At 36.9% G+C, this 14,713-nt stretch carries 12 protein-coding genes; 3 read left to right on the top strand and 9 right to left on the bottom strand.

Annotation, left to right across the window (positions count from 1 at the left end):
* Nucleotides 1-406: 406 nt before the first annotated feature.
* Both LXH21_RS17110 and LXH21_RS17105 read left to right on the top strand, forming a co-directional pair.
* A complete protein-coding gene (locus tag LXH21_RS17110) occupies nucleotides 407-994 on the top strand; it encodes a phage tail protein (protein ID WP_239868823.1) in 588 nt (195 codons plus the stop codon).
* A gap of 5 nt (nucleotides 995-999) precedes the next feature.
* On the top strand, nucleotides 1,000-1,698 hold the full coding sequence (locus LXH21_RS17105; protein WP_239868821.1) for a T9SS type A sorting domain-containing protein: 699 nt from the start codon (nucleotides 1,000-1,002) through the stop codon (nucleotides 1,696-1,698).
* A gap of 227 nt (nucleotides 1,699-1,925) precedes the next feature.
* Here LXH21_RS17105 and metF read toward each other — a convergent pair whose 3' ends face one another.
* The 4 genes from metF to LXH21_RS17085 form a co-directional block, all read right to left on the bottom strand.
* Nucleotides 1,926-2,879, bottom strand: a complete 954-nt coding sequence (gene metF, locus LXH21_RS17100) for a methylenetetrahydrofolate reductase [NAD(P)H] (RefSeq protein ID WP_239868819.1) — start codon at nucleotides 2,877-2,879, stop codon at nucleotides 1,926-1,928.
* Nucleotides 2,880-2,958: 79 nt separating this feature from the next.
* Nucleotides 2,959-5,640, bottom strand: coding sequence for a methionine synthase (gene metH, locus LXH21_RS17095; protein ID WP_239868817.1), 2,682 nt, complete (start codon nucleotides 5,638-5,640; stop codon nucleotides 2,959-2,961).
* 518 nt (nucleotides 5,641-6,158) lie between these two features.
* On the bottom strand, nucleotides 6,159-6,815 hold the full coding sequence (locus LXH21_RS17090) for a hypothetical protein (protein WP_239868815.1): 657 nt from the start codon (nucleotides 6,813-6,815) through the stop codon (nucleotides 6,159-6,161).
* A gap of 10 nt (nucleotides 6,816-6,825) precedes the next feature.
* Complete coding sequence (locus tag LXH21_RS17085) at nucleotides 6,826-7,827, bottom strand: homocysteine S-methyltransferase family protein (RefSeq protein WP_239868814.1); 1,002 nt, start codon at nucleotides 7,825-7,827, stop codon at nucleotides 6,826-6,828.
* A 207-nt stretch (nucleotides 7,828-8,034) separates the two neighbouring features.
* On the opposite strand from LXH21_RS17085, the gene LXH21_RS17080 reads away from it, so the two are divergent.
* A complete protein-coding gene (locus LXH21_RS17080; protein ID WP_239868812.1) occupies nucleotides 8,035-8,184 on the top strand; it encodes a hypothetical protein in 150 nt (49 codons plus the stop codon).
* A 25-nt stretch (nucleotides 8,185-8,209) separates the two neighbouring features.
* Here LXH21_RS17080 and LXH21_RS17075 read toward each other — a convergent pair whose 3' ends face one another.
* The 5 genes from LXH21_RS17075 to cysD all read right to left on the bottom strand — a co-directional run bounded on the left by LXH21_RS17075 (nucleotide 8,210) and on the right by cysD (nucleotide 14,615).
* Nucleotides 8,210-9,262: an NAD(P)/FAD-dependent oxidoreductase gene (locus tag LXH21_RS17075; protein WP_239868809.1), complete on the bottom strand. Its 1,053-nt coding sequence runs from the start codon at nucleotides 9,260-9,262 to the stop codon at nucleotides 8,210-8,212.
* 253 nt (nucleotides 9,263-9,515) lie between these two features.
* The gene (locus LXH21_RS17070; protein ID WP_239868806.1) at nucleotides 9,516-10,130 is read right to left on the bottom strand and encodes a precorrin-2 dehydrogenase/sirohydrochlorin ferrochelatase family protein; all 615 of its coding nucleotides are present in this window, start codon (nucleotides 10,128-10,130) and stop codon (nucleotides 9,516-9,518) included.
* 21 nt (nucleotides 10,131-10,151) lie between these two features.
* Entirely contained in the window at nucleotides 10,152-12,242 is a 2,091-nt protein-coding gene (locus tag LXH21_RS17065; protein WP_239868803.1) for a nitrite reductase, read from the bottom strand.
* A gap of 124 nt (nucleotides 12,243-12,366) precedes the next feature.
* Entirely contained in the window at nucleotides 12,367-13,611 is a 1,245-nt protein-coding gene (locus tag LXH21_RS17060; RefSeq protein WP_239868800.1) for a sulfate adenylyltransferase subunit 1, read from the bottom strand.
* A 104-nt stretch (nucleotides 13,612-13,715) separates the two neighbouring features.
* On the bottom strand, nucleotides 13,716-14,615 hold the full coding sequence (gene cysD / locus LXH21_RS17055) for a sulfate adenylyltransferase subunit CysD (RefSeq protein ID WP_239868797.1): 900 nt from the start codon (nucleotides 14,613-14,615) through the stop codon (nucleotides 13,716-13,718).
* Nucleotides 14,616-14,713: the final 98 nt, after the last annotated feature.

Here is a 14,713-nt window from a genome sequence, read left to right as displayed (position 1 = left end):
ATTATATACTAAAAATTAGAAAGAAGTCTTGTAGTCGACTACGGACGTTGTGAAAAAAAAGAAAATATTTGGTGTTTAATATAAAAAAAGAAAAACTCTCCTCTATGTAGACAAATTAAAAGTTAATATGAACTCAAAATTAGAATCGAAATTTTAGGAAATGAAAGTAATAATCATTATTTCCTCCCTTTAATATTGAATTTTGAGCTTTAAGTCAATAAAAATCCCACAATGAATACAGCAATTTATTTTTTCTAATTTATTTAAAATGTAGTAATTATGCAGCACTGTAATCATGTAATTAGAACATAATTCGGCTCACTATAACTTGGACCTAGCTAGCATCATTTTGGATTTTTAAAAAAAAAGATCGAAATTAGGGATTCCAAATTTAAAAAATTATAACATGAAAAAAATTACTTTTTTGTTTTTAATCGCCTTTATTAGTCTTTCGTCTGTAAAAACATATTCTCAAGAAGCTTTCCTTGGCGAAATTAGAATGTTTGCCGGTACTTTTGCGCCTCGAAATTGGGCATTATGTGACGGACAATTATTACCTATCTCACAAAACACAGCATTATTTTCCTTATTAGGTACTAACTACGGGGGCGATGGATTAACCACTTTTGCACTCCCTGATTTAAGGGGGAGAGTACCAATGCACCCCGGAAATGGGCCTGGCTTAACCAACAGAATACAAGGTAAGCAAGGTGGCACTGAGACCAATGTGCTTACCACCGCACAAATGCCTGCACATACCCATACTGTAAATGCAATAAAAGACGACGGAAACACAAACGTCCCAACAAACGCATTACCTGCAAATACAAAATTGTTAGACAAAGAGTATTCCTCAAGTACAACTAATACTGTTATTATGAATAGTGATATGATTAATAGTACAGGTGGAGGCCAATCCGTTAATAATATGCAACCATACGGAACGGTGCAATTTATCATTTCCTTAACGGGAATATTTCCATCAAGAAACTAAATATTATGAGAGAACTAAAAAAAATAATATTTAGTATAGTAATGTTGTCATTTGCAATGATGCAAAGTCAAACCATTACATTTAACGGTTGCCACAACTTATTTGATGATCAAAACTTCATATTTAATTATGCGGGGACAGATGAAACCGGTAGAAATTTCTACAAGACTACCCCAGTAGATGGACTCCAAGATTGTGGAGGACTAGGAACGTGTGAATTTATGCTTAAATACAATGTAGTTACAGCGAGTTGGGAATTTATCGCCGATTCAGGAAATGGTGATTTTACGGATACATTTTTAATTTATTCGAACTCATCGGCTTCACTACCTAAGCCTCCCGACGTAAATCTTGGTAATTGGGTAGAAAACGCTTCATTGACTGGAGCGAAATGTGGCGGTAATTTAACTTCAGTAAATGCTATATTAAGCGGTGATGTGCAAAGCACCACGCTAGGGACCAATTCAATAGTAACAAATAATAAATTTGTTGTATACCCTAATCCTGTAAATGATGTGTTGCATTTTGCTAGCACTACTAGCTTAATCGAAAATGTCGCAGTCATGAACGTGCAAGGTCAAAGAGTTATAAATACAACTTCAAGTAACTCTGAAGTAAATGTGTCTAAATTAGAAAAAGGTGTTTATTTTCTAAATTTAAAGTCTAAAGAAGGTATTTCAGTTTACAAATTTGTAAAAGAATAAATTGTTTTTTCTTTCGATGACACTTTAATAACAATTCATATTTTGTAATTACCAGACAAATACTTAAAACAAAAAAGCATCGTTTCTCGAGAAACGATGCTTTTTTTATGAGGTAATAAACCAAACATTCTTGTGAATTTAGATGCCCTAGCCCAGATAGAAGCGGCATCCTTTTTCTGGTTTTTTTTTAACCAGAAAAAGATATAGCGGATAGCTGGAATAAGCTCCTAAAAAACTTGACTAGCGATATTATAGATATTATCTGATTTTCCCATAGAATAATAGTGAACGCACGGCGCTCCATATTCGATTAACTCTTTGGATTGTTGCACGGCAAACTCAACTCCTATCTGACGAACGGCTACATTGTCTTTGGCGTTTTCGATATCGTTAATCAAACTCTCTGGCATGTCTAACCAAAAAACTTGTGGCAATAACTGCAAATGACGTTTGACAGCTACAGGTTTTATCCCTGGAATAATTGGCACAGTAATTCCGATTGCTCTGGCAGCTTCTACGAATCTGAAATAACGTTGGTTGTCAAAAAACATTTGGGTCACGATGTAATCTGCTCCTGCATCTACTTTTTCTTTCAAACGTTTCAAATCGGCTTCCAAGCTAGGTGCTTCGATATGTTTTTCTGGGTAACCCGCGACCCCCACACAAAAGTCAGGTGCATTTTCCATTGGTAAACTATCATGCAAAAACTGTCCTGCATTCATGGCTTTGATTTGTTTTACCAAATCAATTGCGTAACTATTTCCTCCTTTGCAAGGTTCAAAGTATTTCTCCCCCTTCATTGGGTCACCACGCAGGGCTACCAAGTTGTCGATATTCAAATAATGACAATCTACCAATAAATACTCTGTTTCTTCTTTGGTAAAACCACCACACAATACGTGCGGAATGGCATCTACTCCATATTTATGTTGAATAGAAGCACAAATTCCAACCGTACCTGGACGCATACGAGTAATACGACGGTCAAAAAGTCCGTCTTTTTCGATATAAACAAACTCTTCTCTCGAAGTTGTTACGTCAATAAACGGTGGTTTAAACTCCATCAAAGGGTCTATGTTGCTATACAAATCCTTAATGTTACTCCCTTTTTGAGGGGGAACAATTTCGAAGGAGAACAACGGTTTTCCTTTGGCATTTTCTAAATGTTGTGTTACTTTCATTCTGACTTATATGTTATAAATTATGAGTTATGCGTTGAAATCTGAAATCTAATTTCGTTAATCAACAATCATAAATCATTTAGTCTGCTATATTAGGACTCAACCATTTTGTGGCTTTGTCTGTTGAGATGCTTCTACGTTTGGCGTAATCGATGACTTGGTCTTCTTTTATTTTACCCAGTCCAAAATACCTTGCCTTTGGATTTCCAAAATAATAACCCGACACCGATGAAGCCGGCCACATGGCCATACTTTCCGTTAACGTTACTCCGATTTCTTTTTCCACATTCAGTAATTTCCAAATTGTTGGTTTCTCCAAGTGATCCGGACAAGCTGGGTATCCAGGTGCAGGACGAATTCCGGCATAGGTTTCTTTAATCAATTCGGCATTTGTCAAGGTTTCATCAGCTGCATATCCCCAAATTTCTTTACGTACTTTTTCGTGTAGGTATTCTGCAAAAGCTTCTGCAAAACGGTCTGCTAAGGCTTTCACCATAATCGAGTTGTAATCGTCAAAATCTTTTTCAAATTCTGCCGCCCATTCGTCTACTCCAAAACCTGTGGTTACACAAAATGCTCCCATATAATCTACCACACCATTGTCTTTTGGTGCAATAAAATCGGCTAGAGCGATATTTGGTGCTCCTTTGGTTTTTTGAGATTGCTGACGCAATGTCAAGAACGTTTGCAATGGTTTTCCGTTTTCGTCTGTCAATTCAATATCATCATCATTGACTTGGTTGGCAGGAAAAACTCCGTAAATTCCTTTGGCTTGCAATTTCTTTTCGGCCAAAATCACTTTTAACATTTCTTGCGCATCTGCAAAAACTGCAGTTGCTTGCTCTCCAACTACTTCATCCGTTAAGATTGCAGGGTACTTACCAAACAATTCCCACGTTTGAAAAAACGGAGTCCAGTCAATATAGGGTACCAAAACATCCAAATCTACTTCGATTATCTGCTCTCCTATTACTTTTGGTTTCACGGGTGTAAACTCATTCCAGTCCAATTGCATTTTATTTTTACGAGCATCCTCAATTGACAAAAAGTTTTTGTCTCTTGAACGGTTTAGGAACGACTCTCTAAAAGCGTCGTAATCCTCACGGATCCCCGCCGTATACGCTTCACTATTTTGGTCTAATAAATTTCCCGCCACCGTAACCGCTCTCGAAGCATCGTTAACATGGACTACAGTTGACTTGTATTGTGGTGCAATTTTCACGGCTGTATGTGCGCGAGAAGTTGTTGCTCCACCAATCATAATCGGAATTTTACTTCCTTTTTTATCCAATTCTTTGGCCAAAAACACCATTTCGTCTAGCGAAGGCGTGATCAAACCACTTAACCCAATAATATCTACATTGTGCTCTATGGCTGCTGCGATAATTTTCTCTGGCGCTACCATCACTCCCAAATCAATGATTTCGTAGTTGTTACACGCCAATACTACCGAAACAATATTTTTTCCAATATCGTGTACATCTCCCTTAACGGTTGCCATCAATATTTTTCCGTTCCCTTCTTTATCTCCTGCCTGTTTGGATTCTTCAATATAAGGCAATAAATACGCCACGGCTCTTTTCATTACACGTGCCGATTTTACCACTTGTGGCAAAAACATTTTTCCGCTTCCAAACAAATCACCAACTACATTCATTCCCGCCATCAAGTTGATCTCGATTACTTCAATTGGTTTTGTAGCTGCTAATCTTGCTTCTTCAACATCTTCGACTATAAATTCGTCAACACCTTTTACCAAGGCATGCGTAATACGCTCTTGAAAAGTTCCCGAACGCCATTCCTGTATTGCTTTTTCATTCGACTTCACGTCTCCTTTTACATTTTCTGCAAGATCTAGTAATCGTTCTGTAGCATCATCACGACGGTTCAAAATCACATCTTCAACGTGCTCCAATAAATCTTTCGGAATGTCATCATAAATTGTCAACATCTCTGGGTTTACAATACCCATAGTCATTCCGGCTTTGATCGCATGGTACAAGAAAACCGAGTGCATCGCTTCTCTCACTGTATCGTTTCCTCTAAAAGAAAAAGACACGTTACTAACCCCTCCACTTATGTGTGCATGTGGTAAATTTTCTCTCACCCAAGCTGTTCCTTTAAAGAAATCCAACGCATTCAAACGGTGCTCTTCCATCCCTGTAGCTACTGGGAAGATATTTAGATCGAAAATGATATCCTGCGGTGCGAAGTCTACTTTATTTACCAAAATATCATATGAACGCTGGCAAATTTCAACTCGGCGTTCAAAATTATCGGCTTGTCCTACTTCGTCAAAAGCCATAACAATCGCTGCGGCTCCGTAACGTTTGATCAGTTTGGCATGGTGTATAAATTGCTCCTCGCCTTCTTTTAACGAAATCGAGTTTACCACACATTTTCCTTGCGCTACTTTAAGACCTTCTTCAATGATATGCCATTTCGAACTGTCAATCATAATTGGCACACGAGCAATATCGGGTTCGGCAGCAATTAAGTTCAGGAATTTCACCATCGCATATTCACCGTCTAGCATTCCCTCATCCATATTGATATCGATGATTTGTGCCCCACCTTCTACTTGCTCCTTAGCAATACTAAGCGCTTCATCGTATTTCTCCTCTTTAATCAATCGAAGAAATTTTCTTGAACCCGTTACATTTGTACGTTCTCCAATGTTTACAAAAACACTTTCAGGCGTTATAATCAAAGGCTCTAATCCTGATAAAACTAAATTTCTTCTTGGTTCTGCTACTGCCATTTTCTTTATTTTTTTTCATCAACGATTTAATTCCGAAACCTCGGGACCGTTGCTACAATATGAATCGCTCCTACGGAACTTTTATCTTATCCTGTTAGGTTTTCAAAACCTTGTAGGTGTAATTTTCAACTTCTATTTCTGGGCGTGTCCCTCCTAAAAAAGGTCGGGTCGGGCTATCCGTTCCCGCTTTTTTTCTTGAATTGCCTCGGGTTTAAACCCGAGGCAATTCAAGAAAAAAGAGCTCCACTGCTATCCCTCACGCGGTTTAGTGGTTTTATCATGATCATTTAGTCATTCAAAAATACCCTTTTTATGTTTTGCCATTGCCAAGTACGAAGCAATCTCGTCCTACCTTGCTTGTATTATTATTAATTCTACTCTTTTAATAGCAAAATTAATCACTTATTCCCATGCCTTTGTTTGTGGGCACGCGCGGGACGCTCGCGCTAGCAGGGGGCACGGATTGCAAATTCGCGCTATCTTGATAAAATCCAGTTTTCTTATTATCGTATATTCTCCTAATTTAAAATCAAATTTTGTCTGTCAAATGGCCTATCTACTTCCTCAATTTTCACAACATACTCTTCCGGTAAATTATAATTATAAACTAAAGGAACATCTGAATTTTTATTAAAAAAATAATATATACTATCAATATATTCATCGTCTGTTTTAATAATTGGAATTAACACTTCAATGATATAATGTAATCCTGAATTAACCAATATTTGCTTAAATGATTTACGATGCTTCTTTCCTAAATAAACAGCTAACGGCAAAAGGGATTCTGATCCAAATAATAAATAATGATAATGTTCAAATAAGTCGCTTTTTAAAATAAAAAAATTTATTTCATTCTTTGTAATAAACTTATTATCACAAACATCATCAGTAGCAAACCATTCCTTTATATCTTTTTCAATCTCTCTAGATTTTTCTACAGATTCATTTACAATAAATCTATGAATAGCTTTTCTCTCTAATAATTCTTTTGAAGCTATTTTAAGTCCCTCTTTTCGAATAGATTTCACCTCTTCACCACTTAAATTAGTGGCATGAAATGCAACTATATATTTGTATTTCTGCCGAAATGCAATTCTAAAATCTTCTACATTTTTAAAACCACAAACAAAACCCTCACACTCTTGATTTTCAATTTCGAATTTTACATCCATAACTATTTTTTTACATCACCGCAGTAGAAACTCTCGGCTTAAATTCGCTTGCTGCTTCCGCAATCAAACGAATATGGTCTGGAGTTGTACCGCAACATCCTCCGATGATGTTTACCAAATTGTCCTCTAAATAGCCCCTGATTTGTGCTTGCATTTCTGCCGGCGTTTCGTCATATTCTCCAAAAGCATTGGGTAATCCTGCGTTAGGATGTGCAGAAATGTTGAACGAAGTATTTTGAGACAAGGTCTGCAAATACGGTTTCAATAAATCGGCTCCTAAAGCACAATTGAATCCTACACTCAACAACGGAATATGGGAAACTGAAATCAAGAACGCCTCTACTGTTTGACCAGATAATGTTCTTCCGGATGCATCGGTAATCGTTCCTGATACCATGATTGGAATATCAATACCACGTGCATCTTTAACTTCTTCGATAGCAAAAAGTGCCGCTTTGGCGTTTAGCGTATCAAAAATAGTTTCTACCAATAATAAATCACTTCCTCCGTCAATTAACGCTTCTACTTGTTGTTTGTAGGCAATGCGCAAATCATCAAAAGTTACGGCTCTGTATCCTGGGTCATTTACATCTGGCGACATACTTGCTGTTCTGTTTGTTGGTCCTATCGAACCAGCTACAAATCGAGGTTTTGCTGGGTTTTTGGCTGTGAATTCATCGGCTACTTTGCGGGCAATTTTTGCCGACTCGTAGTTCAACTCATACACTAGATCTTCCATGTGGTAATCTGCCATTCCGATGGTGGTTCCAGAGAACGTATTGGTTTCTACTATATCTGCTCCTGCTTCATAGTACGCTGCATGTACCTCTGCGATAGCAACAGGTTGTGTCAATGACAATAAATCGTTGTTTCCTTTTAATGAATGTGGAAAATCCTTGAAGCGCTCCCCTCTGAAATCTTCTTCTGAAAAGTTGTAGCGTTGCAACATGGTTCCCATCGCCCCATCGAGTACAAGGATTCTTTCTTTGATTGCTTGTTGTATTGTTGACATAACTTTATATAATTTACCGCAAAGACGCTAGAGCGCTATGCTTTTTTTGTTTTAAAATATTTTTAAGACGTGATAAATCCCGTCTCTACGGGCATTCCTAAAAATGCACGATCTATCTCTTTAGCCCCGATAGAGCCGGCATCCTTTTTGTTTTTTTTTCTAAAAACAAAAAGATATAGGCGAAAGCGGGAACTCAATTTCCTGAAAATGCCAGATTTTGCGCTCCTTAATTTCTTAATTTTGCAACTGCAAAGTAAAGCAATAGCCTTACCACTTGCAAGTAGTAAGGCTATTGTTTTTTTGTTTGTGGCTCTTGGCTTTTGGCTTTTGGCTCTTGGCTTTTCTGCTAAAAGCTAAAAGCCATTGGCTAATTGCAAAAAACTTAATTTATCGCTTTTACCACTGCTTTTGGTGCTTCTTTACGAGTACCATCAAATCCGTCAACTCCTGATACGGTTGTGTATTTTAATACATAACGTTTTCCTGGATTGATAATTTGGTAGGCCGCTTGACACATCAAAGTTGCCTCGTGGAAACCACAAAGAATCAACTTCAATTTTCCTGGATAGGTATTGATATCTCCGATAGCAAATATCCCTGGAATGTTGGTTTGGTAATCTAAAGCATTGTTTACTTTGATTGCATTTTTCTCAATTTCTAGTCCCCAATCTCCAATTGGACCTAATTTTGGCGTCAATCCGAAAAGTGGAATGAAGAAATCTGTATCGATGGTGCGGTGTGCTCCGTTTTCTTCGATTACGATTGATTCGATATGTTCTGCTCCGTTTAATCCAATTACCTCAGCAGGTGTAATCATACGGATTTTTCCAGCATCTTTTAATTCTTGAACTTTTTCTACAGAATCTAAAGCACCACGGAACTCGTTACGACGGTGAATCAAAGTTACCTCTGAAGCTACATCGCTCAAGAAAATACTCCAGTCTAATGCAGAATCTCCTCCACCTGCGATTACTACTCGCTTGTTTCTGAATTCTTCTGGATCTTTGATAAAGTATTTTATTCCTTTGTTTTCGTAGAAATTGATTCCGTCGATTAAAGGTTTTCTTGGTTCAAAACTTCCTAATCCACCAGCAATCGCGATTACTTTGGCATGGAATTTTGTTCCTTCGTTTGATGTTACTATAAACGTACCGTCTTCTTGCTTATCAATTGTTTCAGCACGTTCCCCTAGGGTAAAACCTGGTTCGAACTGCTTGATTTGTTCCATCAAATTGTCTACTAAATCTCCAGCCAATACTTCTGGAAAACCTGGGATATCGTAGATTGGTTTCTTTGGATATAATTCTGATAATTGTCCACCTGGCTGCGGTAAAGCATCTAGAATGTGACATTTTAATTTTAATAAACCTGCTTCAAAAACGGCAAATAAACCAGTTGGACCGGCTCCTATGATAAGGATATCTGTTTCAATCATTTTTACTTCCTTTGGGCTCTTGGCTATTAGCTGTTCGCTTTTGGCTTAGAGTCTGTTATATATTACTTTATTTTAATCTTATTTTCTTTGACAAATGAACCATTGTTAATTGGATTCGGCAATGCTATTTATCAACATCAAGTTTGAATGTAATGCTTATGCATTATTCTTTCTTCTTCAATGTCTCGGTAATCTCGTTCATTTTTTATCCATCGGGTTAAAACCCGACGCTATTGACTTGCAAGGGACTGAGTTAATCCTTTTTCTTTAAGGTCTCCGTAATTTCGTTCATCTTTTGCACTTTCTCTTCAAAATCGCCTTTTAATGTTTTGCGGTATTCGTTAAGATTTTCTACCATTTGATTGATGTCTTCTGGTATTACTTCTTCAAAAAACTCTCTCAAACGCTTTGCTGTTGTTGGCGATTTTCCGTTTGTTGATATTGCGATTTTGACATTTCCTTTGGTAACAATACCACCTAAGTAGTAATCACACAAATCGGGTGTATCGGCAATATTGCAAATCAAATATCGTTCACGGCACAGGTCATATACGCGCTTGTTGACTTTTAAATCATCGGTACAAGCAATAACCATGTTTCGTTTTTTCAACATTTTTTTCTTAAACCTTTTTTGAGTCAATTTTACAGAAGGGTGCTTTGCCGCTAATGTTACTAATGCCTCTAAAAATTCGGGTGCAACGACTTCCACTACTGCCCTTGGACTTGATTTAAGTAAAAAAGACAACTTTTCTAAACCTACATTCCCCCCACCTACAATAAGCACGCTTAGGTTTTGTAGTTTCAAAAATATCGGATACAACTCATTTTGGCTATTGGCTGTTGGCTGTTGGCTATCGTATGTGTCCATATTTATCTTTTTTTATCTAAATTATGCTTTCGCTAAATCAGCTGCTCTGTAGGCTTCTAATTTTTCGAAAAACGAAATCGCATCTTGAATGTATTGTTTAGCAAACGCTTCGGTTGGCTCATTTTTGTTGATTTGGTACACTAGCTCTCTAAAAGTAGTATTCAATTCAATTTTATTTGTTGCAACAAAAACAGTGTCAAAAGATTCAATGATTCCTGCATGTGTGTTTGTTTTTTGCTTATCTGCTAGTAACAATGCTTTGGCTCCATTTGCGTAACCTGCATACGCTAAGTAAATAGCATCTGACCATTTTTGCTCTGCAAAAAGTTCTTGTGCAGCAGTGATTTTATCTTTAGCTTCCAACAACAATGTCGCTACTAAGTCAATTACAACACCTGCACATTCTCCTACTCCAACTGCTTTTACATAGTTGTCTGCGTTACCCCAATCCACGAAATCTTCATCGGTTAGGTTGGTCACATCTGCCAATGGTTTCAAAAATTCGTAAAAATATTTTTCTCCTTTTGAATCGTAATAGTCTAAGAATCTAGCTCCGTTTGCATTTGCTTCGAAATCATCTAAGATAAAACGCAATGCATCTGGTCCTCTACGACTTGGGATTTTGATTACTTTGTCAGAAAAACGACCTGATCCATTTCCTAAAATTCCACCACCTAACAATACTTGTAATGCTGGCGCAACCAATTTCCCTGAATTTATTGACATTCCTTGAAAACCAATCTCCGACATATTATGTTGTCCACAAGCATTCATACAACCACTAATTTTAATCGTGATTTCTTTATTGCTTGCAAACTGTGGGTATTCTGCTTTCAAAACTCGCTCCAATTCATCAGCTATACCTGTACTACTCGCTATACCTAAGTTACAAGTGTCTGTACCTGGACAAGCGGTAATATCACCAATAGTGTCATATCCTAAAGCAACCATGTCTAACTTGGCTAACTCTTGGTAGAAGAAAGGTAAATTTTCTTCTTTGATATTACGAATCACAATGTTTTGACGTAATGAAAAACGTAATTCATTTGCACCGTAGTTTTTAATCAAATCGGCTAATAATCTTGCTTTGTCTGTATAAAAATCTCCTAAAAGTACTTTTACCCCAATTGCAGCATAGCCTGCTTGTTTTTGAGCAATTACATTGGATGCTTTCCAAGCTTCATAAGCTGCTGCATCATCAATTGTAACAGATGGCACCTTCAGCAAAGGTTCAGTAATAGCACCTTCAAATGCAGTTGTGTCTACTTCATAACTTTGAAAAGGCAATGCTTTTTTCTCTTCGTCTACTAGACGCAAAAATTCATCACGACCAATATCTTTTATTAGAAATTTCAAACGAGCTTTAAGACGTTTGGCTCTTTCACCGTAACGGTCAAAAACTCTAATTACTCCTTCGGCAGTCGGAATAATTTGGTTCACTGGAACAAATTCAGAAAGTAATTCCGCATGAGCCGGTTGAGAACCTAATCCTCCACCCAACATTATTTTGAATCCTTTTTGACCGTCTACAATTTTAGGAATGAATCCTAAATCGTGTAAATAACTCAAAGCGGTATCTTTATCTGAAGAGGAGAATGAAATTTTGAATTTACGTCCCATTTCTTGACAAATAGGGTTACGCAAGAGGTATTGAAACAAAGCGTGCGCGTAAGGACTCACATCAAATGGCTCCTCTGCATCTACTCCTGATAATTCACTGGCAGTGATGTTACGCACTGTGTTTCCACATGCTTCTCGCAACGTAATATCATCTTTGGCCAAATCTGCCCAAAGTTCTGGCGTTCTATCCAAGCTTACGTAGTGAATTTGAATATCCTGACGTGTTGTAATGTGCAAACGTCCTGTAGAATATTTATCTGAAACCTCAGTAATTCTTCTCAATTGTTCACTGCTCACTTTACCATATGGTAATTTGATACGGATCATTTGAACTCCATCCTGACGTTGTCCATAAATTCCACGAGCCAATCGAAGAGAACGAAAACGCTCATCATCAATTAATCCACCTTGAAAGGCATGAATCTTTTTTTCTAAATCGATAATCTCTTTTTGGACAATCGGGTTTTCTATTTCTGTTCTAAAACTTTCCATATGTATGAGCTTTGAGCCTTGGGCTTAGAGCTTGAGGCTTTTGTGTTTTTATTAGTCATAACTATCTCGTTATAACACTGTAAGTTTGCATTTTATACTCTAGGCATAGGCCTAAGTCGTTTACTTATCGAATAAATCCAACTCCTGCAGTTGTGTTCGTTGAAGCATCAATTAAAATAAAAGCTCCATTTGATTTATTATCGTTATAAGCATCAAAATATAATGGTTTACTCAACTTGATAGTTACTTCACCAATTTCGTTTATTGCCAATTGAGACGCTTCTCTTGTTCCAGTATAATCCGTTGCGATTACATTGTTCACACTATCAATTTTGGCTAAAACTCTGTTTGAGTTGTGCTGGATCAAGTATTTTGTTCCAGCTACCAATTTTTTGCTGTCCATCCAACAAACTGTTGTAGTGATGTCTTTTTCTACTTTCGGTAATTCATTAGATTTTACAATCATATCACCTCTAGTTACATTGATATCATTTTCTAATTCGATAGTAACCGATGAACCTGCTTGAGCTTCATCAAATTGTTGGTCGAAAAAGTGAATTTTTGTAACTTTAGATTCTGTCAAAGAAGGAAGCACTGTTACTGCATCTCCAACTTTAATATTGTTTCCGTATAACTTTCCTGCATACCCTCTGAAATCGTGGTACTGTTCCGTTTTAGGACGAATCACTGTTTGAACAGGGAAACGAGCTTTTCCGTTATCATATACATCTTTCGATTCTAATCCTTCAAGGTGCTCCAGAATTGTTTGTCCTTCATACCAAGGCATTTTACCTAATGACTCCACCACATTATCTCCTGTTAAAGCACTCAACGGAATATAACTTACGTTTTGCTCTTTGTAAGCACTTTTTTCATTCAACGCTTGAAAGTCTGCTTTGATTTTATTGTACACTTCTTCTGAATAGTCAACTAAGTCCATTTTGTTTACAGCAACAATTACATCTTTTACTCTCAATAAATTATTGATAAAAAAGTGACGGTACGTTTGCTCAATTACTCCTTTACGAGCATCAATCAAAATGATCGAAACTTGAGAAGTAGATGCTCCTGTAACCATGTTACGCGTATACTCTACGTGACCTGGAGTATCGGCAATAATGTAACTTTTCTTAGCAGTAGAAAAATAAATGTGTGCTACATCAATCGTGATTCCTTGCTCTCTTTCAGCTACCAATCCGTCAGTTGCTAATGAAAAATCTAGATAATCATATCCTTTTGCTTTACTACTTTTTTCAATTGCTTCCAATTTATCAGTAGTTAAGGATTGTGTATCATACAATAATCTCCCGATTAAAGTACTCTTTCCGTCATCTACACTTCCTGCTGTTGCTATTTTTAAAACTTCCATTTTTATATTTTGTTTCAGATTTAAAGTTTCAGGTTCTCTCTAGAAACTTATAAATCTGTATGTATTTTTGAATCTTCTAACTCTTACTTTTAATTTCTAACCGACTAAAAGTATCCTTGTTGTTTTCTTTTTTCCATGGCTGCTTCCGAACGTTTATCGTCAATTCTAGCCCCTCTTTCTGAGATAGTTGAAGCTCTAATTTCGCCAACAACTTCTGAGATTGTTGCTGCATACGAATCAACAGCTGCTGTACAACTCATATCTCCAACAGTTCTAAAACGAACAATTCTTTCTTCAACAACCTCATCTGAATCTTGGAAAACATAAGGAGAGTGTGACCAAATCATACCGTCTCTTAAAAACACTTTACGTTTGTGTGAGAAGTAGATTGATGGAATTTCGATTTGTTCTTGTTCGATATAACTCCATACATCCAATTCGGTCCAGTTTGAAATTGGGAACACACGTACGTTTTGACCGTTCTCAATTTTACCGTTTAATAAATCAAAAAGCTCAGGACGTTGGTTTTTCTCATCCCATTGACCAAAGTCATCACGAACAGAGAAAATACGTTCTTTCGCTCTTGCTTTTTCTTCGTCACGACGAGCACCACCAATACAAGCATCAAATTTAAATTCTTCGATAGCATCCAAAAGAGTGGTAGTTTGCAAACTGTTTCTACTAGAGTATTTTCCAGTTTCTTCAACTACTTTACCTTCGTCAATAGCATCTTGTACGTTACGCACAATTAACTCAAGACCCAATTCTTTCACCAATCTATCTCTAAATTCGATAGTTTCTGGAAAGTTATGCCCTGTATCTACGTGTAGTAATGGGAAAGGAATTTTTGCAGGAAAAAAAGCTTTTTGAGCTAATCTTACTAAAGTAATCGAATCTTTTCCACCAGAGAAAAGCAATACAGGTTTGTCAAATTGAGAAATAACTTCTCTGAATATGTAAATCGCTTCGCTTTCTAAGGCATTTGTTTTTAAAACTGAACTCATTATTTTTTGTTTCAAAGTTTAAGGTTTAAAGTGTAAAGTTTTTGGAACTTTCACTAAAATCTGTCCACTATTAATATATTTTTTATTCTCTCTGTTCT

This window comes from Flavobacterium algicola, from assembly GCF_022399565.1.
Taxonomy (GTDB): domain Bacteria; phylum Bacteroidota; class Bacteroidia; order Flavobacteriales; family Flavobacteriaceae; genus Flavobacterium; species Flavobacterium algicola.
This window is presented reverse-complemented; position numbering and strand designations above follow the sequence as displayed.

Excerpts from the sequence above, each read along its gene's own strand:
- LXH21_RS17070 (WP_239868806.1), bottom strand. The coding sequence starts at position 10,130 with ATGGACACATACGATAGCCAACAGCCAACAGCCAATAGCCAAAATGAG.
- metH (WP_239868817.1), bottom strand. The coding sequence starts at position 5,640 with ATGGCAGTAGCAGAACCAAGAAGAAATTTAGTTTTATCAGGATTAGAG.
- LXH21_RS17085 (WP_239868814.1), bottom strand. The coding sequence starts at position 7,827 with ATGTCAACAATACAACAAGCAATCAAAGAAAGAATCCTTGTACTCGAT.
- LXH21_RS17080 (WP_239868812.1), top strand. The coding sequence starts at position 8,035 with ATGCCAGATTTTGCGCTCCTTAATTTCTTAATTTTGCAACTGCAAAGT.
- LXH21_RS17090 (WP_239868815.1), bottom strand. The coding sequence starts at position 6,815 with ATGGATGTAAAATTCGAAATTGAAAATCAAGAGTGTGAGGGTTTTGTT.
- LXH21_RS17105 (WP_239868821.1), top strand. The coding sequence starts at position 1,000 with ATGAGAGAACTAAAAAAAATAATATTTAGTATAGTAATGTTGTCATTT.
- metF (WP_239868819.1), bottom strand. The coding sequence starts at position 2,879 with ATGAAAGTAACACAACATTTAGAAAATGCCAAAGGAAAACCGTTGTTC.
- LXH21_RS17110 (WP_239868823.1), top strand. The coding sequence starts at position 407 with ATGAAAAAAATTACTTTTTTGTTTTTAATCGCCTTTATTAGTCTTTCG.
- LXH21_RS17065 (WP_239868803.1), bottom strand. The coding sequence starts at position 12,242 with ATGGAAAGTTTTAGAACAGAAATAGAAAACCCGATTGTCCAAAAAGAG.
- LXH21_RS17075 (WP_239868809.1), bottom strand. The coding sequence starts at position 9,262 with ATGATTGAAACAGATATCCTTATCATAGGAGCCGGTCCAACTGGTTTA.
- LXH21_RS17060 (WP_239868800.1), bottom strand. The coding sequence starts at position 13,611 with ATGGAAGTTTTAAAAATAGCAACAGCAGGAAGTGTAGATGACGGAAAG.
- cysD (WP_239868797.1), bottom strand. The coding sequence starts at position 14,615 with ATGAGTTCAGTTTTAAAAACAAATGCCTTAGAAAGCGAAGCGATTTAC.